We start from the raw sequence: 25,121 nt of genomic DNA on the forward strand, positions 1-25,121 counted from the left end.
CGCATTTTCTGTTCAGGTACCTACTTGCTGGGATCGCAGACCTTCCACGTGCCGTCCTGGCGCTCGAGGTCGAACGTGCGCCACGACTGCTCGCCCGTGCTCGGCAAACTTGCCTGGACCTGAGCGATAGCGGTGTCGTCGGTGATGCGCACCGCGTCGACGGCTCCGACCTGCGGGATCGTCTTCTGCGCGACGGCATTGTCGTGGACCTGAGCGAACGCTGCGTCGGGAATGGTGCGGTAGTACTCGCCCAACGCCCCACAGGTCGACGTTCGCAGCGTTGCCAGGTCGCCGGTCTGCAGAGCGTCGACATACGTCGAGATGGCGGTCTGGACCTGAGCTTCGGGTGAGCTTTCACCGCTACCGCTGTTGGACGAGACGAATACGGCGACGCCGATCGCCGCGAGGACGGCGACGCCGGCCGCTGCTGCCGCGATGTACCAGCCCTTGCCGCTGCGCTTGGTCTTCTCCGGCGCGGCGGGCTCGATGCGAGTCGGCTTCGGCTGAGCCGGCGGTGGGGTCGCTGCGACACCCACACGTTGAGGCGCGGCGCGCTGCGGTGGTTGAGGCGCAGCGCGCTGCGGTGGTGGTGGGGTCGGAGCCTGCCGGGGTGGTGGTGTCGGCTGCGTGGCTTTCGGAATCGCGACGGTGGCAGGCTCCGGCTTGGGCTGGGGTGTCGGTGCTGCTGTGGTTGCCTGAGTTGCCTTGGGGATCGCGACGGTTGGTGCGCTGGCAGTTTTGGCGTCGCCGTCCGCTTTCGAGGCCTTGTCTGTCTTCTGGATCGCCACAGTCGCAGGTTCGGTCGGGGCCGACTTCTCGGGCGCACCCTTCGGTGCTGCGCTCTTTTTCGAGTTGTCGTCTTTCGAGTCCGGCACGGGTAACCCTTCGGTCTTATGCAGCAATGACCATGTCAGGGTAACGACCGGTATGTAGCCTGCATAACTCCGACCGTCGGCGAGGCGGTCCTGTGGCAGAAAGGCGTAGCGGGCACAATGAGCGCATGACCCAATTCGGTGACCTGCTCGGACCCAAGCCCACTCTGCTTCCCGGCGACGACGACGCGGAATCGGCACTGCTCAACCACGCTGAACCGGCCCAGGTAGCGGCCGACCACCCCACTGCCTCCATTGCGTGGGCCTACCTGGCCGAGGCTGCCCTGGACAAGGGCGAAACCATCACGGCCTACGCCTACGCGCGTACCGGATACCACCGCGGACTCGACCAACTGCGTCGCAACGGTTGGAAGGGTTTCGGTCCCGTGCCCTACAGCCATGAACCGAACCGTGGTTTCCTGCGTTGCGTCGCAGTCCTGGCCAAGGCCGCGAAGACGATCGGTGAAGCCGACGAGTACGCGCGTTGCCTCGATCTGCTCGAAGACTGCGATCCCAACGCCGCCGAAGCGCTTGGCCTCGGTTAGCAGTTTCCGTCCGAGCCGGGCCGGCATCAAGGACCGGGCTCGCAAATCGGTGCGTCGGCTTCAGACGTCGGCGCTACCGATCATTCAATGTGCCTTGGCGGCCGGATTGGCGTGGTGGGTTGCCACCACGGTGATCGGGCACCACGCGCCGTTCTTCGCGCCGATTGCCGCTGTGGTCTCGCTCGGTCTGTCGTTGGGTGCACGACTACGACGCTCGTTCGAGTTGGTTGCGGGAGTCACGGTCGGTATCGGAATCGGTGATCTGATCATCTCCGGTATCGGGAGCGGACCGTGGCAGATCAGTTTGGTTGTCGTGCTGGCGATGTCCGTCGCGGTGCTTCTCAACAGCGGGCCGATCTTCTCCATGCAGGCGGGAAACTCGGCTGTGCTGGTGGCGACGCTGATCCCGCCGGGCGGCAGCGGCGGTCCCGATCGCATGATCGATGCCCTTGTCGGTGGTCTGGTGGGTATCGCGGTGGTCGCGATCATCCCCACCCACCCGGTACGACGCGCGCGCAAGGATGCCGCATCGATCCTCGGAACCGCTTCCGAGGTACTGCAATTGGTGGCAGACGGCCTCGTCGCGAATGACCCGGACCCGATCGTGAAGGCACTGCAGAAGGCGCGCGCAACTCAGGGTGCCATCGACGGGTTGCGCAGTAACCTTCTCGGCGGGCGCGAGATCAGCCGAATCTCCCCGCTGTACTGGAACAGTCGGCCTCGCCTCGAAAGGCTCATGGCGACAGCCGATCCCATCGACAACGCGATGCGCAACATTCGAGTGCTCGCGCGTCGTTCGTTGACGTTGGTCAGGGACGACGAGATCCTCGATCCGCGTCTGGTGGCTCAGGTCGAGCGCTTGTCGAAAGCCGTCGAAGTTCTCGAGGACATGATCCTGGCGGAGCCGGGGGAGCAGCCTGATCAGGCCGAAGCAGCGCGCGTCCTGCGCTCGGTCGCGAAGGAACTGAAACCGGCGATAGTGGAGAACGCGGGCCTGTCCTCGACGGTGGTGTTCGCCCAGATTCGATCGCTGGTCGTCGACCTGTTGCAGGTCGCGGGCATGAAGCGAATCTCGTCGATCGCCACTCTGCCGCCCACCGTGCCTCATCCCGCCTACGAGCCGGATCACTGACCTCTGCCGTTTCCCGCTCACTGAGCAACTCGTTGTATGTATGCGAATGTATGCATATGCTCTGAGAAGGACTTGGGAGGGAACAGGACAAATGGGAGCAGGGCACGGTCATTCACATGGCCACTCGGCAGCAGATTCGGTCGGCGTAGGACCGTCACCGCAACGCATCAGAAAAATGGCGATCGCGCTTGCGATCCTCGTTGCGTTCCTCGTACTCGAGGCCACGGTCGGCATCCTGATCAACTCGTTGGCTCTGCTTGCCGACGCCGGTCACATGCTCACAGACGTGGTGGGTATGGCCATGGGACTGACGGCGCTGCTGCTCGCGAAGAGGGGCAGCACCACCGCGGCCAGGACCTTCGGTTGGCACCGCGCCGAAGTGCTGACCGCCATGGCCAATGCGGTGATGCTGCTGGCCGTCGCCGCCTGGGTCTTCTACGAGGCAATCGGCCGCATCGGTAACGAACCCGAGATCCCGGGCGGCGCCCTGATCATCACGGCGGCCGCCGGCCTGGCCGCGAACATCGTCGTGATGCTGATGCTGCGCGGCGATTCCAAGGACAGCCTGGCCGTGCGTGGTGCCTACCTCGAAGTGCTTGCCGACGCCGTCGGTAGCGTCGGCGTTCTGATCGCCGGTGGCCTTGTCCTGCTGTTCAACTGGACGTGGGCAGACGTCGTCGTCGGTGTTCTCATCTCGCTGTGGGTGGTGCCGCGTGCGATCAAACTGGCCGCAGCATCGCTGCGCATTCTGACGCAGGCGTCGCCGGCCGACGTCGACGTCGAAGCGGTCGAGGCCGACCTGGCGGCGCTGCCGAGCGTGATGGGTGTTCACGACCTACACGTCTGGACGCTCACCACCGGCATGGATGTCGCGACGGTCCACCTGACCAGTGACGCGAATTCGTCGAACATTCTGGAATCCGCGCGCACCGTCCTCGAGAGTCACGGTCTTTCCCACGCCACCGTTCAGGTGGAATCGTGTGCCAACGGCGAGCATTGCGAGAAGAACGTCACTTGGTGAAGCGGGTGATCTCCTTGCCCGGCTTCCAGAGGTCGACATACATGTGTTCGTCGTCGACAGTCGTGTGCACCACCTCGTCGATGTCGAGGACAAAGAGGTGCAGAGGTTTCGGAACCTCGTAGGTGTAGCTTGCGAGCACGGCTTCGAACTCGTCGCGGGTCACCTCGCGTGCGAGTCCGGCGATCTTCGCATCGCCGCCCTCCATGGTGTGCTCACCGGGATTGCTGTGTAGGGCGTAGCGCCCGTCACGGATGAGATCCTTCGCCTTGAGTGCGCCGAACATCGAACCGAGCACCAGACGCCCGTCGAGGATTTCGACTTCGGTGCCGCTGACCCGTGGTGAGCCGTCCTTGCGCAGCGTTGCGAGGACGTGATGCTTGTGGGCTTTGAATCGCGCTTGGACCGCGTCGGCAAGAGCGGGTACTTCTTCGGAGAACTGCTTCCAAGTGACCATGACGGTCATTGTGCACCCCTATTCCTGACAACTTCTGTCAGTAATTCTCGATAATGTTCGGTCCATGAGATCCGCGCGGTTGCTCCAACTCATGCTGCGTTTGCAGGGGAGTCGCGGCGTTATCGCCGAGCAGTTGGCCGAAGAGTTCGGCGTTTCGGTGCGGACGATCTACCGCGACGTGGCCTCGTTGTCGGCTGACGGCGTGCCGATCTGGACCGAGAGCGGCCCCGGTGGTGGCATCCGTCTGCTCGACGGATGGCAGTCCAAGTTGTCCGGCATGACGGACGACGAGACGTCCGCACTCATGCTGTTGGGTGTGCCGTCCATCGCTGCAGATCTCGGACGATCAGACGCCGTCGGTTCGGCGGGGGCCAAACTGCTCCGCTCCCTGCCCGGTCCCCTGCGCGAGAGTGCACGACTGTGGCAGGACCGCATTCTCGTGGACGTTCCGGGTTGGTTCGGCGGCGTCGACGACATCTCTGCGCTTCCGATCGTCACATCCGCTGTGCTGGACTCGCGTCGACTGCGCTTCGCCTATCGCGATCGCGAGCGGACGGTCGATCCGCTGGGTCTGGTCATCAAAGCCGGTGTTTGGTATCTGGTGGCGGGGATGAACGGTCGAACGCTGTCGTTTCGAGTCGGGCGCATCAAAAATGCCGTGGTAGAAGATGATTCGTTCACTCGGCCGGTGGATTTCGACCTGCCGTCGTGGTGGGCGGCGTCGATGGCCGAGTTCGACCGGTCGCTGCTTCGCTTCGAGTGTCGCGTGCGATTGACACCAGAGGGCAGGCGCCGGCTCCCCGATGTGGTGGGCGAGCTTGCCGCTGCAGTCGAAGTAGGGCCAGAGGACAACGACGGATGGGTGAGTGCCGAGCTGAAACTCGAGAGCGAAGCTGTCGCGCTCTCGCAGTTGATCGGTTTGGGAGCGGACGTCGAAGTGCTCGAGCCACGGTCGTTGCGTGAAGGACTGCGGGCTGTGGCGGAGCAGATGGTGCTCCGCCACACTCGCAGTGACTAGGCCGTTGCAGAACGCTTTGCGAGCAGGCGAGTGATACCCAGTTGAGCTGCGACGATGATGGCGCCGACCACCAGACCCAGTGCCGCCGACGCAAGTGTGTTGACGATCCACGCCAACACGCCACCGACTCCGGCGATGTCTCTGACTGCTTCTTCGCCGTGATGAACGGCGTCGTAGAGCGGGTGGAAGCCCAGTTCGTCGATGCCGACCAACAGGATGTGGCCACCGACCCACAGCATCGCGGCGGTACCCACCACCGAGAGCACTGACATCACGTGAGGCATGCCGCGAACGAGGCCTCGGCCGACCTTGTGGGTGAAGCCAGACGACGTCTCGGCGATCTTCAATCCGATGTCGTCCATCTTCACGATCAGTCCGACGACTCCGTAGACGACCACGGTGATGACGACCGCCACGACGGCAAGGATCACCAATCGGCTCCAGAAGCCTTCGCCTGCGATGGTGTTGAGTGCGATCACCATGATCTCGGCGGACAGGATCAGGTCGGTGCGGACGGCGCCCGAAACCACTGCTTCTTCGTCGCGAGGATGCTCGTCAGCGGCCTCGTGGTGGTCACCGTGGCCGAAGATTGCACCCCAGATCTTGTGAACCGCTTCGTAGCTGAGGTAACAGCCGCCGACCATCAACAGTGGCGTCAGCAGCCAGGGGAGGAACTGACTCAGCAGCAGAGCGATCGGAAGGATGATCAGCAGCTTGTTGCGCAGCGATCCGATGGCGATGCGCTTGATGATGGGCAACTCGCGTTCGGCTGCGAGCCCACGGACGTACTGCGGCGTGACGGCTGCGTCGTCGATGACCACGCCGGCAGCTTTGGCGGTCGCCTTACCGGTTGCGGCGGCAACGTCGTCGATCGAGGCGGCAGCCATACGAGCCAGGGCTGCGACGTCGTCGAGCAGGGCGAAGAGTCCGCCGGCCATCACAGACCTCCAGTGGAATCAGTGGAAAAAGGTGGCCGGACCGAACCGGTGACGCAGTTACTTGATCGCACGAGGTCTCTATCCATGATCGTCGTAGGTGAGGTCAGGTCACCTGGAACGATACCGGGGGCATCCGTCAGGGACGACCTCGCGAGGTCGGTTGCCCTTCGTCACGAAAGGTCTTCCCGACCCGGTGCTCGCGTGTAAGACTGCACAGAAGATCGATCGAAACGGGGCACTATGCGTGAACCAGACACTGCACAGGTCGCCAAGACTTTCGACGCAATGGCGGCGCACTACGACCGACAGATCGGGCGCTTCGAACGCTTTGTGCTCGGTGACGCCCGGAAATGGGCCGTGGACCAGGCGCATGGCCGCGTGGTCGAGATCGCCGTGGGTACCGGACTGAACCTGCCTCTCTACGGAGACGACGTCGATTACGTCATCGGCGTGGACATCTCGACTGCGATGCTCGATCAGGCCAGGCTCAAGGTCTCCGAGGGAGTGAAGACCGAAGTCGACCTACGACTCGGAGACGTGCAAGCACTCGATGTTCCCGACGAGTGCATGGACACGTTGGTCTCGACCTACGCCTTTTGCACGATCCCCGATCCGGACCGAGTTGCGAACGAAGCATTTCGAGTCCTGGTACCCGGTGGTCGATTCGTCCTCGCCGAGCACGGACCGAGCAAGAACGTTGTTGCTCGTACGTTGATGAAGGTGGTCGAACCGCTTTTTGTTCGGTTCGGTGCCGATCATCTCACCCGTCAACCGGTTGAATACCTCGAAAACGCCGGTTTCCTGATCGACGAGGTGCAGCGCAGCGGCCGGGGCGGAATCGTGTTTCGGGTCGTTGCGCGCAAGCCGGATCCCGAATGGACGGCACTCGGTCACTGATGTCGGAATGCCGTCCATCGGGGATCGCTCAGCCCAGACGCTCCAGGATGGTCGCGTTTGCCAACCCACCTGCCTCGCACATGGTCTGGAGTCCGTAGCGCGCGCCGCGCTGCTCCATCGCGTTGACCAGGGTGGTCATGATCCGCGTTCCGCTGCCGCCCAGTGGGTGGCCGAGCGCGATGGCGCCGCCGTGGACGTTCACCTTGGACAGGTCGACGCCGGTGTCCGCTGCCCACGACAGGACGACGGGGGCAAAGGCCTCGTTGACCTCGAACAGATCGATGTCCGAGACCGTCAATCCCGCACGGGCCAGGACCTTCTGTGTAGCCGGGATGACCGCGGTGAGCATGTAGAGCGGATCGTCGCCGGCAACTGCGAAGCTGTGCAATCGTGCCTTCGGGGTGAGGCCGAGTTTCGCGGCGATCTCACTGGTCGTGATCATCACCGCCGAACTGCCGTCCGAAAGCGGGCTGCTGTTGCCCGCGGTGATGGACCAGTCGATCTGTGGGAATCGCTGTGCGTAGTAATCGGATTCGAAGGCGGTCCGTAGGCCGGCCAGGGTCTCGACCGTGGTGCCGGGGCGGATGGCCTCGTCGACCGACAGCTGCGGGAGCGTGGCGAGTTCCTTGGTGAAGTACCCACTCTCGGTTGCCAGCGCGGCTTTCCGATGACTCGACGCCGAGAACTCGTCGAGTTGGGTGCGGCTCAGTCCCCACTTGGCGGCAATCAATTCGGCGCTGATGCCCTGCGGTACCAGACCGTCCGGATAGCGCTCTTCGAAACCCACGCCGAGTGATTCGCGCCCGATGCTGCTCGAGCCCATAGGGACTCGGCTCATCGACTCGACTCCGGCAGCGACAACGATGTCGTACGCACCGGCAATGACGCCCTGAGCGGCAAAATGAACTGCTTGTTGGCTACTTCCACACTGTCGGTCGACGGTGGTTCCCGGTACCGACTCAGGGTAGCCTGCGGCGAGAAGGGCAGTGCGAGTGACATTCTGGCTCTGTTCACCGACTTGGCTTACCGCTCCACCGATGACGTCGTCGATCAATGCTGCATCGATTCCAGTGCGTTCGACTACCGCCTTGAGGCTGTGGGCGAGGAGGTCGACGGCGTTGATGCCGTGCAGGGCGCCGTTCGCCTTTCCCTTGCCGATCGGAGTGCGAACGGCTTCGACGATAACTGCGTCTCTCATGACAAATTCCTTTCAGGGATGGCGGATTCAGCAGGGACAACCGGGGTGGGTGTGGTCGCAGGCGTCATTCCCAGTGATGCCAGGGCAGACACAAGCGCGACGCCAAAGATCACCCACCAGGCCTGGCGGAAGGTGTCGTAGTCGACAGCAGAGCCGAGAACCGCGATCAGAACGCTCACGCCGAGAACGGTTCCGATCTGTCGGCTCATGCTGACGATTGCGCTACCGGTGGCCGATCTGGCAGGTGCCAGATCCGCCGTGGCCTGCGACAGGATGGTCGGCAGGGCAAGGCCGACACCGATCCCGGCGATGATCCAGCCTGGTAGGAGTCCGGTCGCGTAGTTGGGCGTCGTATCAACCGAGACGAGAACGAGTACGGTTCCGACTGCCCACAGAAGGCTGCCGAGTGCGGCGACGCGTCCCGCCGAGTACCTGCGCGTCAGCGATCCGCCGGCGATGGCGAACAGCGGAACGAGAAGCGGACCCGGTGAGACGGCGAAACCGGTTCGCAGAGCGGAGTATCCCCAGGCTTCCTGGAGCCACAGGATGTTCGAGAGAAGACCCGCGGCGAATGCTGCGCTGAACAGGATGGCGGTGACGTTGGACCAGGCAAACGAGCGGATCTTCAGAAGATCCGGAGCAATCAACGGACTCCGGTGACGAGAGTTGCTCCACCAGAACGAGAGTAGTGTCACGGCAGCCACGGCGAAGGCGATCAGAACGCGATTGTCGGTCCATCCCCAGTCCGGACCCTGGACGAGTGCCAGGGCGAGAGAGCCGATTCCGACGGTGAGGAGGGCAGCGCCGACGAAGTCGATACCGGCATCGGGATCCTTGTGTGTTGTATCCGGTACGAGTCGGACTGCGAAGTAGAGCAACACGATGCCCACTGGAACATTGATCAGGAAGACCCAGCGCCACGAGGCCTCTACGAGGATGCCGCCCACGACAGGGCCGAATGCAGCTGCTGCAGCGCCGGCGGCTGCCCAGATGCGAACGCCGGATTGACGTTTCGCGGCGGGAAGCGCATTGATCAGAAGCCCGAGGCTGGCCGGGGTGAGCGCTGCGGCGCCGACTGCCTGGACGATACGGAAGACCACCAGTGCCCACAAGGACGGGCTGAAGGCACAGGCGGCGCTGGCGAGGGTGAACAGTGCGAGGCCGGCGATGAAGGCGCGCTTGTGCCCGATCCTGTCCGCCCAGCGTCCGAGGGGTATCAACAGTGCGGCGTAGACGATCGCGTAGCTGTTGAGGATCCAACTGAACTCGCCGAGCGAGTGACCCGGGTAGCTCTTGGCGATGTCGCCGAAGGCCACGTTGACCACAAAAAGATCGAGGCTGGCGACAAACGGCGCCCCCGACAGTATCGCGAGCAGGGGTCCGATCCGCACCGGCTGGCTATGAAGTTCCATAGTCAGCAATCTAGACTCTGGCTATGGTTATGGCAAGCCAGGGGGTATGGTGAATTGCATGGACGCTGTACGACTGACCGGAGTGCTCGAAGATCGCGACGCCTGGCGGGCCACGCACTGTTCGATCGGGCGGGCCATGGAAGTGGTCGGCACTCGATCCGCGATGCTCATTCTGCGAGAGGCCTATTACGGCACAACGCGTTTCGACGACTTCGCGTCGCGAGTCGGCATCACCGAGGCGGTTGCGTCGGCGAGGCTGAGAGAACTCACTGAGGCGGGACTGTTCGAGCGTGTGCCGTACAAGGAGCCTGGAAAGCGGACGCGGCACGAGTATGTGCTCGCCGAGAAGGGCCGTGACCTGCTGCCGGCGGTTCTCGCGCTGATGCAGTGGGGCGACAAGTATCTGCACGGCGGAAAAGGTGGACCGTTGGAGGTGGCCGACGACGCTACTGGTGAGCGCGTTCGCGTCGAGGTGCGCAGTGAGTCGGGTCGTGAAGTGCCATTGGGGGAATTGCGAGTCTCTGTCAACGAATCGCGTCGGCGGTTGCGCGAATAGCGATGCATCTCAACAGCTCTCGAGTGTAGGTCTTCTTGAAGTTGTCCGGTTTGTCTCTGGTTATCGAAAGTATGTTCGATTAAACTTTGAGCATGGACAGTCGGGAAGCATGGCAGCTGGATAGCGAGGACCTCAAGGGTGAGGTTCTGGATCTGGTGCGCGCCCGACACGAGTTGCAGTCGCGGATGGTGTTGCTGATCGTGGAGATGTTTTCCCGTGAGGTTCTCGGCGGGAAGGGTTTTCGGGCGATCGCACAGTGGTTGCATGGTTCGACGAATCTGGAGATCGGTGAGTGCAGTCTGCTGGTCGGGTTGGCGCGGTTGTTGATGCTCGAACCTGTTGTCGGCGATGCGTTTCACCGTGGTGACGTGGATGCGTTGAAGGCGTGGCAGGTGGCGTCGTTCTGTCAGCATCCGCCGAAGAACATGACGCCGGCGGACGTGGAGACGGCTCGCGGGATCCTGCTTGGCCTGGCGTCGAAGAACATTGCGGATTGTGATGCGGTGCGAGTGGCGATCCGGCGGATCGAGAACCAGTACGGCAGGCGTGAGGACGGCGTCCCGGTGGGTGAGGATTCGGAGCGCAACGAGTTCTACGCCTCGAAAGGCTTGTACGGGCGGGTGACCGTGAAGGGTGATCTGGATGCTGTGAACGGGGCCCGGTTGATCACGTTGTTGTCGAGCCTGTCTGCGCCGACACCGGAAAAAGACGGCGTGAAGGACACACGCACGCCTGCATTACGGCGTGCGGATGGGTTCTGCGATTTACTGCAGCGGTACGAGCGGGCGGGGTTGGGTCCGATCGAGGGCGGAGTGAAACCGCACATCACGGTGACCGCGTCGGCAAAAGATATGACGGACCTTAAAGTTCTGAAAGACCTGTTGCCGTCCACCGAGGAACTGGGTTTCGCGTGGGCGGATTGGGTGGGCCCCATCAGTATCGATACCGCGCGGATGTTGGCGTGCGACTGCACCGTGACGCGGATTTTGTTGGACGAGAATGGTGTTCCGCTCGACTGCGGCAAGGAAGCGAGAACGGCGACGGTTCCGCAGCGGCGGGCGTTGGCGGTTCGTGATGGTGGTTGCGCGTTTCCGGGGTGCGGGACACCGCCGGGGTGGTGCGATGCCCATCATATTGTTCACTGGAACGATGGTGGCCCAACAGATCTCGACAATCTGATCTTGTTGTGCGGTCATCATCATCGAACGCTGCACCACACCGAATAGCGGGTCGAGATCGGCCCCGACCGAAAAACAGTGTTCTATCCACCGATGTCGATTGATCCGTTCCAGCGGCCCATCGGCGGGAACAGTCCGCCCACCGCGGCGTGAATCGCGACAACTGAAGACGTGAGCACCGGGGCACAACCATGCCCCGGTGCTCGAGCTCGCGTTTGGGAGTCCCCGAGTTTGGGAGTTTTGTGGCAGGGCGTCAGCTCAGTGACTTCTTGAACCCGACATGGGAGGCCACAAATCCGAGTCGCTCGTAGAAGTCGTGAGCTTCCTTGCGAGTTTGATCCGAGGTGAGCTGCGCCAGAAACGCGCCGCGCCGGGCACCTTCTTCGCAGGCCCATCGGATCATCGAACTGCCGATGCCTTTACTTCGGTAGTCCTCGTGGACGCGAACTGCTTCGATCTGCAGTCGCGTGGCACCCATCCGGCTCATACCCGGAATGAAGGTCAATTGCATTGTGCCGATTACCGCGTCGCCGACCAGAACGGTGACGAGAAGTTGAGCCGGATCCTCGTCGATTCGCTTGAACGCGTCCTCGTAGATCGTTCGGGCTTCGGGGTTGGTCGTCTCCCGGGTGCTGCCGATCGGGTCGTCGGCGAGCAAGTCGATCAGTGCCTCCACGTGTCGAATCTCGGCCCGCGTGAGGGTGTACTCCACTCCGCCGGACTGAAATGACGTCGCAATCATCGATGCTCCCCTGAAGAAGAATGAATGTCTGAAATGTCAGACTCTCACGAGTCTCCTCCAGCGCACTCGATCACGTCCAAAAACGCATGAGGGCGTTACCGAGCATGGCGTAGTAGTCGGACACACCGCTCAATTCGAAGATCCAGTAGATCGCGTCGAAGAAGACGACATTGATCTGTGGGACGAACAGGAGCGCAACCAGCAGGAGCAGTCCGTACGGCTTGAACTGGTCGAGTTGGTGCCGTGTATTGGGTGCGAGGTAGGGCTCCAGCGCGTTGTAACCGTCCAGACCCGGGACTGGGAGCAGGTTCAAAACCGTTGCCATGACCTGCAAGAAAGCCAGGAAACTGAGGCCGGCCCAGAACGTCAGATGCTCGGCCGATGAGCCGTACGTACGTATGACGACGAGGAGGATCACGGCGGCGACGGCATTCGTGAACGGACCGGCGAGCGATATTCGGGCCTGCACCTTGGGCGGGAACATCCCGGTGCGCAGGTACACGGCGCCGCCGGGAAGCCCGATGCCGCCCAATGCGATGAACAGCACCGGCAGACCGATCGAGAGCATCGGATGGCTGTACTTGAGCGGGTTGAGCGTCAGGTAGCCACGAGCCTCGACGTCGGTGTCTCCATGACGCCACGCCAGATAGGCATGCGCGAATTCGTGCAAGCAGAGCGTGACCACCCAGCCGGCAACCACGAGGACAAAAACACCCGCGCGGCCCGCGATGGAACCCCACGTCGAGTTCCAAGCGACGATTCCGGCGATGACAGTGATCGCAACGACGCCGAGGAAGACAGGGCTCGGCCGAACCGCCGACCGTGCTGCTCCGGTTCTCACCTGACCAACAACCAAGTCTTGTCGTGCCGGTAGAAGGTCGAACGCTTCAGATCGCGTGGGTTGGCCACCCCGTCGCGAACCAGTCGCGCTGCCGGCGAGCCCAGTTGAATGGCTCGGCCTTCCAGCCAGCGTCGCCCGCTCCAGCGGCTCTTGCGGTCGACTGATGCCTTGATCCCGGGGAGCTTGGGGCTCGGCACTATCCGGATGCCGGGGACTGTGCCGGAGAACAGCTTGTTGTCGTCGACGTAGGCCTCGCCGATCAGTTCGTCTGCATCCGCCGGACCCGTGACAGTTGCTGCACCTACCAGCGCGATTCCGGCGTCGTCGCGAATGAGCGGCACGGTGTGGACTGTGCCTTTCAAGGCCGTGCGCGCAGCTCGTGCACCGGTCGCGAGTTTGTACGCGTCGGTTGCGTCGGACCTGTTCTCGGTGACGTAGGCGAGTTCGACGTTGAGTCGCTCCAATCGCATCAACCGCGTCAATGCCGCGGCAAACGCGCCGTCGTTACCCACGACGATCAAGCGAGGTTCCGTGACGACCTGCAGTTGGGACAGGGCCTCGTCGAAGTCTTGCTTCTCCGGAAGTTCAGGGACAGTGAACGACGTGAGTTCACCCAGGGGGAGTGGAACCGGCGAATCGCCACATTTGAGCACCACAGGGGTCAAAGCCACTCCTAGCTCGATCAAGACTTCTTCACGGGTAGTGGGACCTCGCCACCCTTCCCCGAAATGGCCGTCCGAATCACTGCCGACGATCTTAGTGCGAGTGTCTGTGTCGACTCGCAATCGTGATGGTCACCGGCCAAATTCTGGACCGTCAGGTCTGGTCTGGTGCTCTGGGCTAGACTGCTCCTTCGGTCACTGCAACAGTTCGGCGCTGCATCATGTGCGCGGAAGCCAGGCAGTACCAATGCGGCGGGACAACTGCTGCACGTCGACCGTAGGAGACAACGTCATGCCGGCAATCGTCCTGATCGGCGCCCAGTGGGGCGACGAAGGTAAGGGCAAAGCTACAGATCTACTGGGCGAGCAGCTTCAGTGGGTCGTGCGATACCAGGGCGGTAACAACGCCGGACACACCGTGGTTCTGCCGAACGGTGACAAGTTCGCACTGCACCTCATCCCGTCCGGAATCCTCACCCCCGCCGTCAACAACGTCATCGGTAACGGTGTCGTCGTCGACCCGGGTGTGTTGTTGACCGAATTGGCAGGCCTGGAAGAGCGCGGCGTGGACACGTCCCGCCTCCTGCTTTCTGCTGATGCGCACCTGATCATGCCGTACCACGTGGCCATCGACAAGGTCACCGAACGCTTCCTGGGAGCGAAGAAGATCGGCACGACCGGCCGCGGTATCGGCCCGTGCTACCAGGACAAGATCGCCCGTGTCGGTGTCCGTGCCGCGGACGTCCTTGACGAGAAGATCCTGACCCAGAAGGTCGAAGCAGCACTCGAATTCAAGAACCAGGTGCTGGTCAAGATCTACAACCGCAAGGCACTCGACCCGCAGCAGGTCGTCGAAGAGGTACTGACGCAGGCCGAGGGTTTCAAGCACCGCATCTCGGACACGCGCCTGGAGCTCAACCTCGCCCTCGAGCGCGGCGAGACCGTTCTGCTCGAAGGTTCGCAGGGCACTCTGCTGGACGTCGACCACGGCACGTACCCGTACGTGACCTCGTCCAACCCCACTTCGGGTGGCGCGGCAGTCGGTTCGGGAATCGGTCCCACCAAGATCACCACCGTGCTCGGCATCCTGAAGGCGTACACGACGCGTGTCGGTTCCGGTCCGTTCCCGACGGAGCTGTTCGACGATCACGGCGCATACCTGGCGAAGCAGGGCGGCGAGGTCGGTGTCACCACCGGACGCGCTCGTCGTACGGGATGGTTCGACGCTGTCATCGCGCGCTACGCGACGCGCGTCAACGGCATCACCGACTACTTCCTCACCAAGCTGGACGTGCTGAGCAGCCTCGACACCGTGCCGATCTGTGTCGCGTACGAGGTGGACGGTGTCCGCCACGACGAAATGCCGATGTCACAGAGCGACATTCACCACGCCAAGCCCATCTACGAAGAGATGCCCGGCTGGTGGGAAGACATCTCGGAGGCTCGCACCTTCGAGGAACTGCCGCAGAATGCGCAGAACTACGTGCTTCGTCTCGAAGAGCTTTCGGGTGCGTTCATCTCCTGCATCGGTGTCGGCCCCGGCCGCGACGAAACGATCGTCCGGCGCGAGATCGTCCGCTAGTTCGTTCCCTCGAAATCCCCGCTCATGCAAGCATGAGCGGGGATTTCGAGTTTCAAGCCAGCTTCGACAAGTGTGCGGTGACGGACTTCCAGTCGGGAAACTTGGTGCTGCCGAACTTGATCCACTCACCCTCGAATCGATCTGCTCCGTTTGCTCCGCGGTCGTCGACGAGGTAGTCGCCACGATTGAGGTGTTTGTGGTGCGAGAGGATCAGACGTTTGTACGCGACGCTGCCTTCCTCCATTCCGAGGTGCTCTTGGACCCACAGAACCTTGTCGTGCCAGGCTGTGGCGTTCTTCCACGGCGCCGTCGAGAGGATGTAGGTGTCGAACTGCTGTGCCAGTTGGTGGTAGGCGTCGATAGCGCCGTCGAGAGGATCCATGCGAGAGAAGATGTGCGGCGCTTCGTCGAGGTCGTTCTTGTACTTCTCTCGGACGCCGTCGGTCAGGCGATCGATGCCCGACTGGAAGTTGACCAAGGTGTTGTCGAGATCGACGTAGAGAATCTTTTTGGAAGCCGGCATGGGAACCCTCTCTGGAGACTTTCTGAGTGCGAGAGAGTCCAGTTTTACGCAACTGGACTGAGATCAGTGCATTCTTCCCCCTGATCACAATCGCACGGGGGTCTGACAGCGTCGTTCTCGCGGTCTGAAGTCTTGTCGTGGAAGATGCCGCCGAGGGGTGCTGCCAGGCGAAACTGCTCCAACCGAATGTATGTACCTTCACCTTCGGCGGGCGCGAAGAAGTAGACGAGTGCCACGAAGAGTCCGATGCCGATCAGGGTTGCGAAGGTAGTCATGGACATATGATCAACTTGACTGGTATTGAGTTACATAGCCAAGTTGTCGATACTGGACTGCATGATGACTCGAGTTCTCGGTGCCCGTTCGCTTGCGCGCGATCTGGGATCCTGGCAGGAAGAGTCCGGACGCAGGCCCGCGTACCGTGCGCTTGCCGACGGTATCCGCCTGCTCGTGCACGACGGTCGCGTTCCGCTGGGAGTCGCACTGCCGAGTGAGCGTGAACTTGCGGCGGTACTCGAACTCAGTCGAACCACGATCACGTCGTCGTACTCGGTGCTGCGAGACGAGGGGTACCTGATCAGCCGGCAGGGTTCGCGAAGCACCGTGGCATTGCCTGCCGGCGCGCGGCCGAACGGGTTGATGTTCCGCTCCCATCAACCCGGGCCGAGTGGACCCGTCGTCGACCTCAGTTACGCGGCGATGGCAGCTCCCGCCGCTCAGGTCGAACTGGCGTATGCGTCTGCGCTGCAGGAACTTCCGAACTTCCTTCCCACACACGGGATGGAACCGGTCGGGATCGCCGACTTGCGTGACGTGATCGCGCAGCGCTACACGGCGCGGGGTCTTCCCACCACCGCCGAACAGATCATGGTGACCTCGGGTGCGCAGCACGCGCTTCGATTGTTGCTGTCGGTGCTCACCTCACCCGGCGAGCGAGTGCTGGTCGATCATCCGACGTACCCCAATGCGCTGGAAGCGATTCGGCGAAACGGCGCTCGGCCCGTACCGGTTCCGGTCCGACCGGAGTTCGCAGCAGCCGGAGCCTGGGATCTCGACGGGATTCGTAGTGCAGCAAGGCAAACCGCTGCCAGAATGGCATACCTGATCCCCGACTTTCACAACCCGACCGGCCTCTGCATGGACTCTTCCGGCCGCGCCGAGCTTGCGAAGATTGCGCACGAAACGCGAATGACTCTGGTCGTCGACGAGACGATGGTGGATCTGTGGCTCGACGCACCACCGCCGGCGCCGGTCGCCTCACATGGGCGAGGCGCAGCGAAAACCGAAGTGGTGACGCTCGGTTCGACCGCGAAGTCGCTGTGGGGCGGGCTACGTGTCGGTTGGATTCGCGCCGATGCCGCGCTCATCACCCAGTTGGTGGGGGCGCGTGCCGCGGTCGACCTCGGTACTCCCGTCATGGATCAGTTGGCAGCCGCCTACTTGCTCGCCGACGACCGCTCGTTGCTCGAACAGCGTCGCGAAGTTCTGCGAGAACAGCGTGCGGTACTCCTCGGTGCGGTGGCCGAGCATCTGCCGGACTGGCGTCCCACCATCGGTTCCGGCGGAATGTCGGTCTGGATGCGAATGTCCGCGCCCGTCTCGACGGCGTTGGCGGCGGTGGCACCCAACTTCGGCGTACTCCTTGCCGCCGGCCCCCGTTTCGGCGTAGAAGGTGCGTTCGAACGATTCATCCGCGTGCCGTACGCACGTTCTCCCGAGGACCTCATTCGCGGCGTTGCGTCCATCGCCGCTGCGTACGACACTCTCGCGACGGATCGCGACACGGCAGACCAACGAATGGTCGTCGTCTGAGAACTGGGTACACACCCTGAAAGTGGTGTGAAACCAGGAGGTAGGGCATGACGGCGGTAGACGGTACAGGCGCAGCGGGAACCAGTGCGGCGGAAGCGCTCGCAGAACGATTGTTCGCGGCCACGCTCGGGGCATCGGAGCTGCAGGCCGTGTATCTGGGCGACCGGTTGGGCTGGTACCGCGCGCTGAGCGATCACGGCCCGCTCACGTCGACGGAGCTGGCGGACCGGACAGGGACCGTCGAAAGATATGCGCGGGAGTGGCTCGAGCAGCAGGCCGTCGCCGGTTATGTGGACGTCAATTCGGATGCCGATCGCCGGTACAGCCTGCCGCAGGCCCACGCCGATGTTCTGGTCGACGACGAGAACCTACTTTTCCTGGCGCCGCTGGCGAGGCTGTTCGTCGCGACGACGTCGTCGATGCCACGTCTACTCGACGCTTATCGTCACGGTGGGGGAGTCACGTGGGAATCGATGGGCCCCGATGCTCGCGAGGGTCAGGCGCTACTGAATCGGCCGATGTATCTCCATCAGCTCTGTCAGCAGTTTCTGCCGGTAGTCACCGACCTGCACGCCACACTTTCGGACGGCGGGCAGGTCGCTGATCTCGGGATGGGGGAGGGCTGGTCGTCGATCGCGCTCGCCCTCGGATACCCGAAGATCGAAGTGCACGGCTTCGACGTCGACGCGGCGTCGGTGAACGCTGCCCGTCGTAACGCTCATGATCGGGGGGTGGACGACCGCGTGCATTTCTCGTTGGTCGACGTCGCCGGACAGGCTCCTGAGGCCGGGCGAGCCGATGCCGGGACCTACGACGCCGTCTTCGCTTTCGAGTGCCTTCACGACGTTCCGGATCCGGTGGGTTTTCTGTCCACGGCTCGGGCGATTGCCCAGCCGGGCGCTCCGGTGATCGTGATGGACGAACGAACGGCGGATGAGTTCGATCCCGAGGCGGGTCCGATCGAGCAATTGCTGTACGGATTTTCGCTGACCTGCTGCTTACCGGACAGTCTTTCGCATCCGGGAAGCATTGCCACCGGGACGGTGATGAGGCACTCGACACTCGAAAGCTATGCCAACGCGGCAGGTTTCGAGCGGGTGGACGTGCTGCCGATCGAGCACGAGATGTTCAGGTTCTACAGGTTGGGCTGACGCCCCGTGCGCCTTTTTGGTTGCAGTAACTACCAAAAAGGCGCACAGGGGCCGAAGGCCCTAGGTCCAGACCGTATCGATATCCGTCGCCTCACGCGCCGGCGCAGCAGGCGTCGTGGTGGGCGTGCGCGAGAAGCGCGGTGCGGGAGCATGCTGGGTGACGCCGTCCAGTTCGATGAGCGAACCGCGGGCTGCGATGTGTTCGTTGGACGGAGCCTCGGCGAAAGTCAGGACAGGGGAGACGCAGGCGTCGGTGCCGAGGAAGATCTTGGCCCACTCGTCGCGAGTCTTGGACAGGAACTTTTCGGTGAAGAGCTTCTTCATGTCGTCCCACTTGGACGTGTCCATCTGGTGAGGGAGCGTCGCGGGATCGAGTTCGAGGCCCTCGAGCAGCAATGCGTAGAACTGCGGTTCGATGGATCCGACGGCCATGTACTTGCCGTCGGAGGTCTCGTAGGTGTCGTAGAACGGAGCGCCGGTGTCGAGGAGATTGACGCCGCGCTCGTCGGACCAGACGCCGCGACCGCGGAATGCCCACATCATGTGGGAGAGCGCGAGGGTTCCGTCGACCATTGCCGCGTCGACGACCTGGCCCTTACCGGACGTCGAGCGCTCGACGAGAGCCGACAGAATGCCGAAGATCAGGAACATGGAACCGCCGCCGAAATCGCCGACCATGTTGAGCGGCGGCACGGGACGTTCACCCTTGCGTCCGATGGCGTTGAGGACACCGGTCAGTGAGATGTAGTTGATATCGTGACCGGCGGCGTTGGCGAGCGGTCCTTCCTGTCCCCAGCCCGTCATACGGGCGTAGACGAGGCGCGGATTGCGCTCCGAGACCACGTCGGGTCCGAGTCCCATGCGTTCCATGACGCCGGGGCGGAAACCCTCGATGAGGACGTCGGCGCGGCCCAGGAGATCGAGCACTTTCGCGACGTCGGCCGGGTCCTTCAGGTTGGCCTCGACGATGCGGCGGCCGCGCTTGATCTGGTCGGTTGCGTTCGAGTCCTGCGGAATCTGCCCTGCGCGCTGCACGATGACGATGTCGGCGCCCATGTCCGCCAACAGTGTCGCGGCGTGCGGGCCCGGTCCCAATCCAGCGAATTCCACGATCCGAATGCCCGCGAGCGGGCCCTTCTTCTCCACAGCTTCTGCAGACACACGCACTCCCAATTCAGACGGTGACAACACTTCTGACCCGACGGTAACGTGTCGAATCGATCAGGTGTGCTCCGGGGCACTGTGTCCACCGAGGGAGGCGCCGATCACTAGACGGCGGCACCCTCGAACTGAGCGTTGTAGAGACGGAAGTACGCGCCCGCCGCTGCGATGAGTTCGTCGTGTGTGCCCTGCTCGACGATCTTGCCCGCCTCCATCACGACGATCAGATCGGCGTTACGGATGGTCGAAAGCCGGTGCGCGATGATGAAGCTGGTCCGCCCGACGCGCAACGCGGACATTGCTTGCTGCACAAGCTGTTCCGTACGTGTGTCGACCGAGCTCGTCGCCTCGTCGAGAATCAGCAGCGACGGCTCCGACAGGAATGCACGAGCGATCGTGATGAGCTGCTTCTCGCCGGAGCTGATGTTCGACGCCTCCTCGTCCAGCACGGTGTCGTACCCGTCCGGGAGGGTGTGGATGAAGCGGTCGACGAAGGCAGCGCGTGCGGCTTCGTGAATCTCGTATTCGCTGGCGTCGAGTCGGCCGTATGCGATGTTGTCGCGGATCGTGCCGCCGAAGAGCCAGGTGTCCTGCAGAACCATGCCGACGTGCTTGCGCAAGTCGGAGCGGCGCATCTGCGAGATGTCGACGTCGTCGAGAGTGATTCGGCCGGAGTCGACTTCGTAGAAGCGCATGAGCAGGTTGACCAAGGTGGTCTTGCCGGCACCGGTGGGCCCGACGATGGCGACCATCTGCCCGGGCCGGGCCGTGAGGTACACGTTCTCGATCAACGGCTTGTCCGGCTCGTACCGGAACGAGACGTTCTCGAACTCGATGTGACCGACGTTGCGATGACGTCCGGCGGGCTCGGGGAGGAGCGGCACGTCGATGTCGGGCGACTGCTCGGGTTCGTCGAGAAGCTCGAAGACCCGCTCCGCCGACGCGGCTCCGGACTGCAGGCTGGTCGACATGGACGCGATCTGCGTCAGTGGCTGGCTGAACTGGCGCGAATAGACGATGAAGGCCTGAACGTCACCGAGTGACATGTTGCCGCTGGCGACCTTGAGAGCGCCGACCACAGCGAGCAGCACGTAGGTGATGTTTCCGACGAAGTTCATGACCGGCATGATCAGGCTGGAGAGGAACTGTGCGCCGAAGGACGCGTCGAGGAGCTTCTTGTTCTGCTCGGCGAATTCACGCTCGGCTTCGGCCTGATGCCCGTACACGCGTACCAGGTCGCGACCGCTGTAGTTCTCCTCGATCTGCGCGTTGATCTTGCCCGTCTCGGTCCACTGAGCCTTGTACAACACCTGTGCTCGCTTGGCGACCCTGGCAACGAGGAGCACCGATACCGGCACCGCGATCAGTGCGATCAGGGCGAGCATCGGAGAGATGACGAACATCATCGTCAGGACGCCGAGGACGGTGAGCACCGACGTCAGGAGCGAGGTCAACGTCGACGACAGCGTCGACGAGATGTTGTCGATGTCGTTGGTGACGCGGCTGAGGATCTCGCCGCGCGGTGTCTTGTCGAAATACGGAAGGGGGAGACGGTGAAGCTTCGCCTCCACCGAGGCACGCAGGTTGTAGATGGTCTTCTGGACGATGATGTTGAGGAGGAATGCTTCCAACCAGGCAAGCAGCGACGAGAGCAAGTACACGCCGATCGCGAGCATGACGACTTTGCCGATGGCGTCGAAGTTCAGACCCACACCGGGAACGACGTCGGTCGAGTTGGCGACAAGATCGGCGAACGTCGAATTCCCTGATGCCCGGATGGCGTCTGCGGCCTGCTCGCGGGTCAGTCCGGCGGGCAGGCTCTTGCCGATGAACCCGGCGAAGATGAGGTCTGTCGCGTGACCGAGGATTTTCGGCACTGCGACCGACAGCGCGATGCTGGCGATCGTCGCAACGACGACACAGAAGACTGCAAACTTGTGCGGCTGCAGAAGCGAGAGAAGCCGCTTCATCGTCGCCTTGAAGTGGCGAGGTTTGGTGTCCGTCGCGGTCAGCGCGGGCTTCGGCTCTTTGTCGGGGGTCTCGGGGTTACTCGACTTCGCATCCCCGTCCGCGGATTCAGGTTCGCTCGGGATCTTGGCGAACACCACCGTCGGGGCATCGTCGAAGTACTGGCTGTTGGGGCCGCCCCATGTCGGGTCCTGCGGGCTGGTCATGCGCTCATCTCCGCGGGAATCTGGGAAGCCACGATCTCTTGGTACGTCGGACAGTTGGCCAGAAGGAACTGATGGTCGCCGAGGCCGACCGGCGCACCGTCTTCGAGGACCATGATCTGGTCGGCATCGATGATCGACGCGACGCGCTGAGCCACGATGATGACCGTCGAATGAGTCGAAACCGTCCGGAGTTCGCGTCGGACCGCGGCGTCCGTATGCATGTCGAGAGCGGAGAACGAATCGTCGAAGACGAAGATCCGGGGTCTGCGGACCACCGCTCTGGCGATGGCGAGACGTTGTTTCTGTCCGCCCGAGAGATTGCCGCCGCCCTGCGCGATCGGTGACTCGAGACCGTCGGAGAGTTCCCGGACGAAGTCGTCTGCCTGGGCGATGGTGAGGGCTGCCCAGATGTCGTCGTCGGTGGCGGTCGGGTTTCCGTAGCGGATATTGCTCGCGATCGTGCCGGCGAACAGATAGGCCTTCTGGGGCACGTATCCGAAGTTGGCGAAGAGTTCGTCCTGATCCCAGCCACGGACGTCCAAGCCGTCGACCAGGACGGCGCCGGCTGTGACGTCGAAGAGCCGGGGGATGAGTGAGACGAGGGTCGATTTGCCACTGCCCGTACTGCCCACGATCGCGGTGACCGTGCCTGGCATGCATCGCATCGAAACATTCGACAGAACCGGCGTTTCTGCTCCCGGATACGTGAATCCGGCTCCACCGAACTCGACCACGCCGTATGGGCTGGTCGGGCGAAGGGGCTGGGCCGGCGCGGGCACGGTCGCCTCGGTGTCGAGTACTTCGGTGATGCGGTCGGCGCACACGGCGGCGCGGGGGATCACGACGGCCAACATGGTCGCCATGACCACCGACATCAGGATCTGCATGACGTAGGCGAGGAAGGCGCTGATCTGTCCGATCTGCATGTCCCCGGTGTCGACCAGATGCGCGCCGAACCACAGGACCGCCACGCTCGACAGGTTGGCGATCAACATGACGGTGGGCAGCAGAACCGCCTGGTACCGGCCGATGAGGAGCGAAGTGTCGGTCAGTTCCTTGTTGGCCTTGTCGAAGCGGATCGTCTCGTCGGGTTCGCGAACGAAGGCGCGAATGACACGCATACCGGTGAGCTGTTCGCGCAGTGATCGATTGATGTTGTCGATCCGCGTCTGCATCGTCCGGAAATGCGGGATCAGCTTGGCCACCACGACCGAGACGGTGATGCCGAGCAGTGGTACCGAAATCGTCAGGAGCCAGGACATCTGCAGGTTCTCGCGCAGAGCCATGATGATGCCGCCGATGCACATAAGTGGGGCGCTGACAAGCATCGAGGACGTCAGCATGACCAGGGCCTGGATCTGCAGGACGTCGTTGGTGTTGCGTGTGATCAGCGTCGGCGCACCGAAACTGTTGAATTCGCGATCCGAGAAACTGCCGACTGCCTTGTAAAAGGCGCCTCGAACGTCGTGGCCGAAGCCCATCGACGATTTTGCAGCCAGATAGGTCGATGCGACCGACGCGATGATCGACGCAAGCGAGACCAGGAGCATGATCCCGCCGGTGGACATGATGAATCCGGTGTCGCCTCGGGCGACGCCGTCGTCGATGATCCGCGCGTTGAGTGTGGGGAGGACCAACGACGCGATGGCCCCGAAGAGTTGCAGTGCGAGGACCCCGGCAAGCAACCAGCGGTACGGCGGCAGGTACGTCTTGAGGAGTTTTGCTAGCACGACGGTTCCCGGTGAGTTGCCTCGGTTGCCGCTCGTTCGCGATTGATCACACGCACACGGTATGACAGATCGCGGTCGAGGTTGGCACCGACTCTGACGATTGCATCCTTTTGTCCTAATTGACTGTGATCTCGAACACACTCGAATTCGAGATTGGATTCAGGTCACAGCACCTGAACTGCAGGTTTACATATTAATCCAATGTGTCACGTTTTCGCTTGAACAGAAACAAACTGGACGTACGTATTTAGCTTGGCTACAAAGACGTGGAGCGAACAAAACGTGCGCCGCGTCATAGATATTCATGCAAGGAGTCACATATGGGATCCCTCGGAAACCTCCTCAAGGCCAACGGTATGGGCTGGGGCATTCTCCAGCTTCTGCCCCTGGTCAACATGCTCAAAACCCTTCAGGGGCTGGACACCGCGAGCTCGAACTCCTGACGTTCGACCTCGAGAAATCTTCCGAAACAACACAGGAGTAGTCGCATGACCTCGATTCAGAATCTCGACGCCTTCCTCAAGAGTGTTCTTGCATTCGTGACCAAGTTGAACGCGGGATCGGCAGACGGCTCGGGTTCGGCCGGTTCGGCCGCCGAGTAGTTCTCGGTCCTCACTTCATCTCAACTGCATTCCGACAAAAGGAGGCCCGACATGGGTTCATTCGAAGACTTCAGCGGCGTCGTCAAGACGTTCATTCCGGTGCTCAAGGACCTGTTCACGGCACTCGGTGGTGGCTCTCTCACCCCTGGGACGGGATCGGCGGCCGATAAGTAAGTCCAGTTTGTCCGAAAGTGTGGCTCGCAGTTGTCTGCGGGTCACACTTTTCGGCTTTTCACTGTGAGTTAAATCACATTATGGGACATTCTAGAGGGTGGATTTGCCCTTTGAACTGCAATTATCCGTAAGGGTGTGACCGAAAGTCCGCATTGATAGCTATTAGGTAGCTAGACAAGTGTGGAAAGCCGGTCTATAAATGCAGGCAGCGCCAAGTAAGTGCGCTACATCACAGCTCGGGATGTTGTTCGGGGGGCGGTTCAGCCATCCGTGCGGCAGAAGTTCCCGAACCATCTCGGCCACCGCCTGCGGCCGGAATGGCGCTGGAACATCACATCACCTCACATACAGGAGAACCTCCTATGTTCGGATCACTCAGCACCCTCGGACCCCTGCTCACCGCGCTCGGAGCTTTCCTCAAGTCCGTTCCCACCGAATCGCTGTCCGGCAAGGGCGAGGGCTCGTCCACCGGTTCACTCTCGGGTCTGTCCAGCGGATCCGCCGAGTAGTCATCCCTTCCGGCAGGTCCATTCGGCTCTGCCGATCGGATTGCATGCAGGTGCCCTCTGTCCACTGTCGTGGCCGGAGGGCACTCGCGTTTGCGGAGATGGTCGCAGCTGCCGATTTGGCATGTGAACACAGAACTGCGAGTGGCAGCACCTGCGTACGATGGTTCGACGACATCGGCATACGGTCACCGCGACGTCCGGTGCTCCCGAATTCAGAGGTAGCCGACCGCGAGGTGA

At 62.4% G+C, this 25,121-nt stretch carries 25 protein-coding genes and 1 pseudogene; 13 read left to right on the plus strand and 13 right to left on the minus strand.

Going from position 1 to position 25,121, the window contains the following annotated elements:
- Positions 1 to 20: 20 nt before the first annotated feature.
- On the minus strand, positions 21 to 875 hold the full coding sequence (locus GN300_RS18010) for a nuclear transport factor 2 family protein (RefSeq protein WP_063314833.1): 855 nt from the start codon (positions 873 to 875) through the stop codon (positions 21 to 23).
- Between the two features lie 125 nt (positions 876 to 1,000).
- On the opposite strand from GN300_RS18010, the gene GN300_RS18015 reads away from it, so the two are divergent.
- The 3 genes from GN300_RS18015 to GN300_RS18025 all read left to right on the plus strand — a co-directional run bounded on the left by GN300_RS18015 (position 1,001) and on the right by GN300_RS18025 (position 3,570).
- Positions 1,001 to 1,417 carry a DUF3151 domain-containing protein gene (locus GN300_RS18015; RefSeq protein WP_007726781.1) on the plus strand — a complete coding sequence of 139 codons (417 nt, stop codon included), beginning with the start codon at positions 1,001 to 1,003 and terminating at the stop codon, positions 1,415 to 1,417.
- A complete protein-coding gene (locus GN300_RS18020) occupies positions 1,404 to 2,549 on the plus strand; it encodes an aromatic acid exporter family protein (RefSeq protein WP_003944297.1) in 1,146 nt (381 codons plus the stop codon). The genes GN300_RS18015 and GN300_RS18020 overlap by 14 nt, the downstream gene beginning before the upstream one ends.
- Positions 2,550 to 2,640: 91 nt before the next feature.
- Entirely contained in the window at positions 2,641 to 3,570 is a 930-nt protein-coding gene (locus tag GN300_RS18025) for a cation diffusion facilitator family transporter (RefSeq protein ID WP_063314832.1), read from the plus strand.
- Here the strand turns inward: GN300_RS18025 and GN300_RS18030 are convergent.
- Positions 3,560 to 4,024, minus strand: coding sequence for a pyridoxamine 5'-phosphate oxidase family protein (locus GN300_RS18030; RefSeq protein ID WP_054828425.1), 465 nt, complete (start codon positions 4,022 to 4,024; stop codon positions 3,560 to 3,562). The two genes, GN300_RS18025 and GN300_RS18030, sit on opposite strands and share 11 nt — an antisense overlap.
- A gap of 64 nt (positions 4,025 to 4,088) precedes the next feature.
- On the opposite strand from GN300_RS18030, the gene GN300_RS18035 reads away from it, so the two are divergent.
- Positions 4,089 to 5,042, plus strand: coding sequence for a YafY family protein (locus GN300_RS18035; protein ID WP_063314831.1), 954 nt, complete (start codon positions 4,089 to 4,091; stop codon positions 5,040 to 5,042).
- On the opposite strand, the gene GN300_RS18040 is transcribed toward GN300_RS18035, so the two are convergent.
- A complete protein-coding gene (locus tag GN300_RS18040; protein WP_030535980.1) occupies positions 5,039 to 5,980 on the minus strand; it encodes a DUF808 domain-containing protein in 942 nt (313 codons plus the stop codon). The genes GN300_RS18035 and GN300_RS18040 overlap by 4 nt on opposite strands.
- Before the next feature lie 240 nt (positions 5,981 to 6,220).
- On the opposite strand from GN300_RS18040, the gene GN300_RS18045 reads away from it, so the two are divergent.
- Positions 6,221 to 6,877: a class I SAM-dependent methyltransferase gene (locus GN300_RS18045; protein WP_063314830.1), complete on the plus strand. Its 657-nt coding sequence runs from the start codon at positions 6,221 to 6,223 to the stop codon at positions 6,875 to 6,877.
- A 28-nt stretch (positions 6,878 to 6,905) separates the two neighbouring features.
- Here GN300_RS18045 and GN300_RS18050 read toward each other — a convergent pair whose 3' ends face one another.
- Positions 6,906 to 8,075 carry a thiolase family protein gene (locus tag GN300_RS18050; protein WP_042452159.1) on the minus strand — a complete coding sequence of 390 codons (1,170 nt, stop codon included), beginning with the start codon at positions 8,073 to 8,075 and terminating at the stop codon, positions 6,906 to 6,908.
- Entirely contained in the window at positions 8,072 to 9,487 is a 1,416-nt protein-coding gene (locus GN300_RS18055; RefSeq protein WP_063314829.1) for an MFS transporter, read from the minus strand. Before GN300_RS18055 ends, GN300_RS18050 begins: the two co-directional genes overlap by 4 nt.
- A gap of 58 nt (positions 9,488 to 9,545) precedes the next feature.
- Here GN300_RS18055 and GN300_RS18060 point away from each other — a divergent pair, with 58 nt between their 5' ends.
- Complete coding sequence (locus GN300_RS18060) at positions 9,546 to 10,043, plus strand: helix-turn-helix domain-containing protein (RefSeq protein WP_063315131.1); 498 nt, start codon at positions 9,546 to 9,548, stop codon at positions 10,041 to 10,043.
- 92 nt (positions 10,044 to 10,135) lie between these two features.
- Positions 10,136 to 11,374 (plus strand): annotated as a pseudogene (locus tag GN300_RS18065) (DUF222 domain-containing protein).
- Positions 11,375 to 11,474: 100 nt separating this feature from the next.
- Here GN300_RS18065 and GN300_RS18070 read toward each other — a convergent pair.
- From GN300_RS18070 to GN300_RS18080, 3 genes are all read right to left on the minus strand, one after another.
- Positions 11,475 to 11,963 carry a GNAT family N-acetyltransferase gene (locus GN300_RS18070; protein ID WP_007726792.1) on the minus strand — a complete coding sequence of 163 codons (489 nt, stop codon included), beginning with the start codon at positions 11,961 to 11,963 and terminating at the stop codon, positions 11,475 to 11,477.
- Positions 11,964 to 12,033: 70 nt separating this feature from the next.
- Positions 12,034 to 12,804 (minus strand): site-2 protease family protein, encoded by a 771-nt coding sequence (locus GN300_RS18075; protein WP_003944319.1) that lies wholly within the window; start codon positions 12,802 to 12,804, stop codon positions 12,034 to 12,036.
- Positions 12,801 to 13,475: a hypothetical protein gene (locus tag GN300_RS18080; protein WP_080961056.1), complete on the minus strand. Its 675-nt coding sequence runs from the start codon at positions 13,473 to 13,475 to the stop codon at positions 12,801 to 12,803. The genes GN300_RS18075 and GN300_RS18080 overlap by 4 nt, the downstream gene beginning before the upstream one ends.
- 283 nt (positions 13,476 to 13,758) lie before the next feature.
- Between GN300_RS18080 and GN300_RS18085 the strand changes: the two genes are divergently transcribed.
- Complete coding sequence (locus tag GN300_RS18085) at positions 13,759 to 15,048, plus strand: adenylosuccinate synthase (protein ID WP_003944351.1); 1,290 nt, start codon at positions 13,759 to 13,761, stop codon at positions 15,046 to 15,048.
- A 52-nt stretch (positions 15,049 to 15,100) separates the two neighbouring features.
- Here GN300_RS18085 and GN300_RS18090 read toward each other — a convergent pair whose 3' ends face one another.
- Both GN300_RS18090 and GN300_RS18095 read right to left on the minus strand, forming a co-directional pair.
- The gene (locus GN300_RS18090; protein ID WP_063314828.1) at positions 15,101 to 15,571 is read right to left on the minus strand and encodes a hypothetical protein; all 471 of its coding nucleotides are present in this window, start codon (positions 15,569 to 15,571) and stop codon (positions 15,101 to 15,103) included.
- Between the two features lie 44 nt (positions 15,572 to 15,615).
- Positions 15,616 to 15,846, minus strand: coding sequence for a hypothetical protein (locus tag GN300_RS18095; protein WP_063315130.1), 231 nt, complete (start codon positions 15,844 to 15,846; stop codon positions 15,616 to 15,618).
- A 61-nt stretch (positions 15,847 to 15,907) separates the two neighbouring features.
- Here GN300_RS18095 and GN300_RS18100 point away from each other — a divergent pair, with 61 nt between their 5' ends.
- Together GN300_RS18100 and GN300_RS18105 are read left to right on the plus strand one after the other, a co-directional pair.
- Entirely contained in the window at positions 15,908 to 17,383 is a 1,476-nt protein-coding gene (locus tag GN300_RS18100; RefSeq protein ID WP_019749471.1) for a PLP-dependent aminotransferase family protein, read from the plus strand.
- A 47-nt stretch (positions 17,384 to 17,430) separates the two neighbouring features.
- Entirely contained in the window at positions 17,431 to 18,534 is a 1,104-nt protein-coding gene (locus tag GN300_RS18105; RefSeq protein ID WP_063314827.1) for a bifunctional 2-polyprenyl-6-hydroxyphenol methylase/3-demethylubiquinol 3-O-methyltransferase UbiG, read from the plus strand.
- Between the two features lie 60 nt (positions 18,535 to 18,594).
- On the opposite strand, the gene GN300_RS18110 is transcribed toward GN300_RS18105, so the two are convergent.
- The 3 genes from GN300_RS18110 to GN300_RS18120 all read right to left on the minus strand — a co-directional run bounded on the left by GN300_RS18110 (position 18,595) and on the right by GN300_RS18120 (position 23,599).
- The gene (locus tag GN300_RS18110; RefSeq protein WP_042924245.1) at positions 18,595 to 19,695 is read right to left on the minus strand and encodes a CaiB/BaiF CoA-transferase family protein; all 1,101 of its coding nucleotides are present in this window, start codon (positions 19,693 to 19,695) and stop codon (positions 18,595 to 18,597) included.
- 107 nt (positions 19,696 to 19,802) lie between these two features.
- The gene (locus tag GN300_RS18115; RefSeq protein WP_003944426.1) at positions 19,803 to 21,869 is read right to left on the minus strand and encodes an ABC transporter ATP-binding protein; all 2,067 of its coding nucleotides are present in this window, start codon (positions 21,867 to 21,869) and stop codon (positions 19,803 to 19,805) included.
- Complete coding sequence (locus tag GN300_RS18120) at positions 21,866 to 23,599, minus strand: ABC transporter ATP-binding protein (RefSeq protein ID WP_007726810.1); 1,734 nt, start codon at positions 23,597 to 23,599, stop codon at positions 21,866 to 21,868. The genes GN300_RS18115 and GN300_RS18120 overlap by 4 nt, the downstream gene beginning before the upstream one ends.
- A 320-nt stretch (positions 23,600 to 23,919) precedes the next feature.
- Between GN300_RS18120 and GN300_RS29755 the strand changes: the two genes are divergently transcribed.
- From GN300_RS29755 to GN300_RS18125, 3 genes are all read left to right on the plus strand, one after another.
- On the plus strand, positions 23,920 to 24,042 hold the full coding sequence (locus GN300_RS29755; protein WP_003944443.1) for a hypothetical protein: 123 nt from the start codon (positions 23,920 to 23,922) through the stop codon (positions 24,040 to 24,042).
- 210 nt (positions 24,043 to 24,252) lie between these two features.
- Positions 24,253 to 24,375 (plus strand): hypothetical protein, encoded by a 123-nt coding sequence (locus tag GN300_RS29760; protein ID WP_019749478.1) that lies wholly within the window; start codon positions 24,253 to 24,255, stop codon positions 24,373 to 24,375.
- Between the two features lie 362 nt (positions 24,376 to 24,737).
- Complete coding sequence (locus tag GN300_RS18125; protein ID WP_007726811.1) at positions 24,738 to 24,884, plus strand: hypothetical protein; 147 nt, start codon at positions 24,738 to 24,740, stop codon at positions 24,882 to 24,884.
- The last annotated feature ends 237 nt before the right edge of the window (positions 24,885 to 25,121 follow it).

Origin of the sequence: Rhodococcus sp. Ni2 (assembly GCF_021352185.1) — a bacterium.
Classification (GTDB): domain Bacteria; phylum Actinomycetota; class Actinomycetes; order Mycobacteriales; family Mycobacteriaceae; genus Rhodococcus_F; species Rhodococcus_F qingshengii.

Coding starts and splice junctions, on each gene's coding strand:
- GN300_RS18060 (WP_063315131.1), top strand. CDS start 9,546: ATGGACGCTGTACGACTGACCGGAGTGCTCGAAGATCGCGACGCCTGG.
- GN300_RS18100 (WP_019749471.1), top strand. CDS start 15,908: ATGATGACTCGAGTTCTCGGTGCCCGTTCGCTTGCGCGCGATCTGGGA.
- GN300_RS29755 (WP_003944443.1), top strand. CDS start 23,920: ATGGGATCCCTCGGAAACCTCCTCAAGGCCAACGGTATGGGCTGGGGC.
- GN300_RS29760 (WP_019749478.1), top strand. CDS start 24,253: ATGGGTTCATTCGAAGACTTCAGCGGCGTCGTCAAGACGTTCATTCCG.
- GN300_RS18050 (WP_042452159.1), bottom strand. CDS start 8,075: ATGAGAGACGCAGTTATCGTCGAAGCCGTTCGCACTCCGATCGGCAAG.
- GN300_RS18025 (WP_063314832.1), top strand. CDS start 2,641: ATGGGAGCAGGGCACGGTCATTCACATGGCCACTCGGCAGCAGATTCG.
- GN300_RS18085 (WP_003944351.1), top strand. CDS start 13,759: ATGCCGGCAATCGTCCTGATCGGCGCCCAGTGGGGCGACGAAGGTAAG.
- GN300_RS18105 (WP_063314827.1), top strand. CDS start 17,431: ATGACGGCGGTAGACGGTACAGGCGCAGCGGGAACCAGTGCGGCGGAA.
- GN300_RS18115 (WP_003944426.1), bottom strand. CDS start 21,869: ATGACCAGCCCGCAGGACCCGACATGGGGCGGCCCCAACAGCCAGTAC.
- GN300_RS18030 (WP_054828425.1), bottom strand. CDS start 4,024: ATGGTCACTTGGAAGCAGTTCTCCGAAGAAGTACCCGCTCTTGCCGAC.
- GN300_RS18070 (WP_007726792.1), bottom strand. CDS start 11,963: ATGATTGCGACGTCATTTCAGTCCGGCGGAGTGGAGTACACCCTCACG.
- GN300_RS18015 (WP_007726781.1), top strand. CDS start 1,001: ATGACCCAATTCGGTGACCTGCTCGGACCCAAGCCCACTCTGCTTCCC.
- GN300_RS18090 (WP_063314828.1), bottom strand. CDS start 15,571: ATGCCGGCTTCCAAAAAGATTCTCTACGTCGATCTCGACAACACCTTG.
- GN300_RS18125 (WP_007726811.1), top strand. CDS start 24,738: ATGTTCGGATCACTCAGCACCCTCGGACCCCTGCTCACCGCGCTCGGA.
- GN300_RS18045 (WP_063314830.1), top strand. CDS start 6,221: ATGCGTGAACCAGACACTGCACAGGTCGCCAAGACTTTCGACGCAATG.
- GN300_RS18055 (WP_063314829.1), bottom strand. CDS start 9,487: ATGGAACTTCATAGCCAGCCGGTGCGGATCGGACCCCTGCTCGCGATA.
- GN300_RS18040 (WP_030535980.1), bottom strand. CDS start 5,980: ATGGCCGGCGGACTCTTCGCCCTGCTCGACGACGTCGCAGCCCTGGCT.
- GN300_RS18035 (WP_063314831.1), top strand. CDS start 4,089: ATGAGATCCGCGCGGTTGCTCCAACTCATGCTGCGTTTGCAGGGGAGT.
- GN300_RS18095 (WP_063315130.1), bottom strand. CDS start 15,846: ATGACTACCTTCGCAACCCTGATCGGCATCGGACTCTTCGTGGCACTC.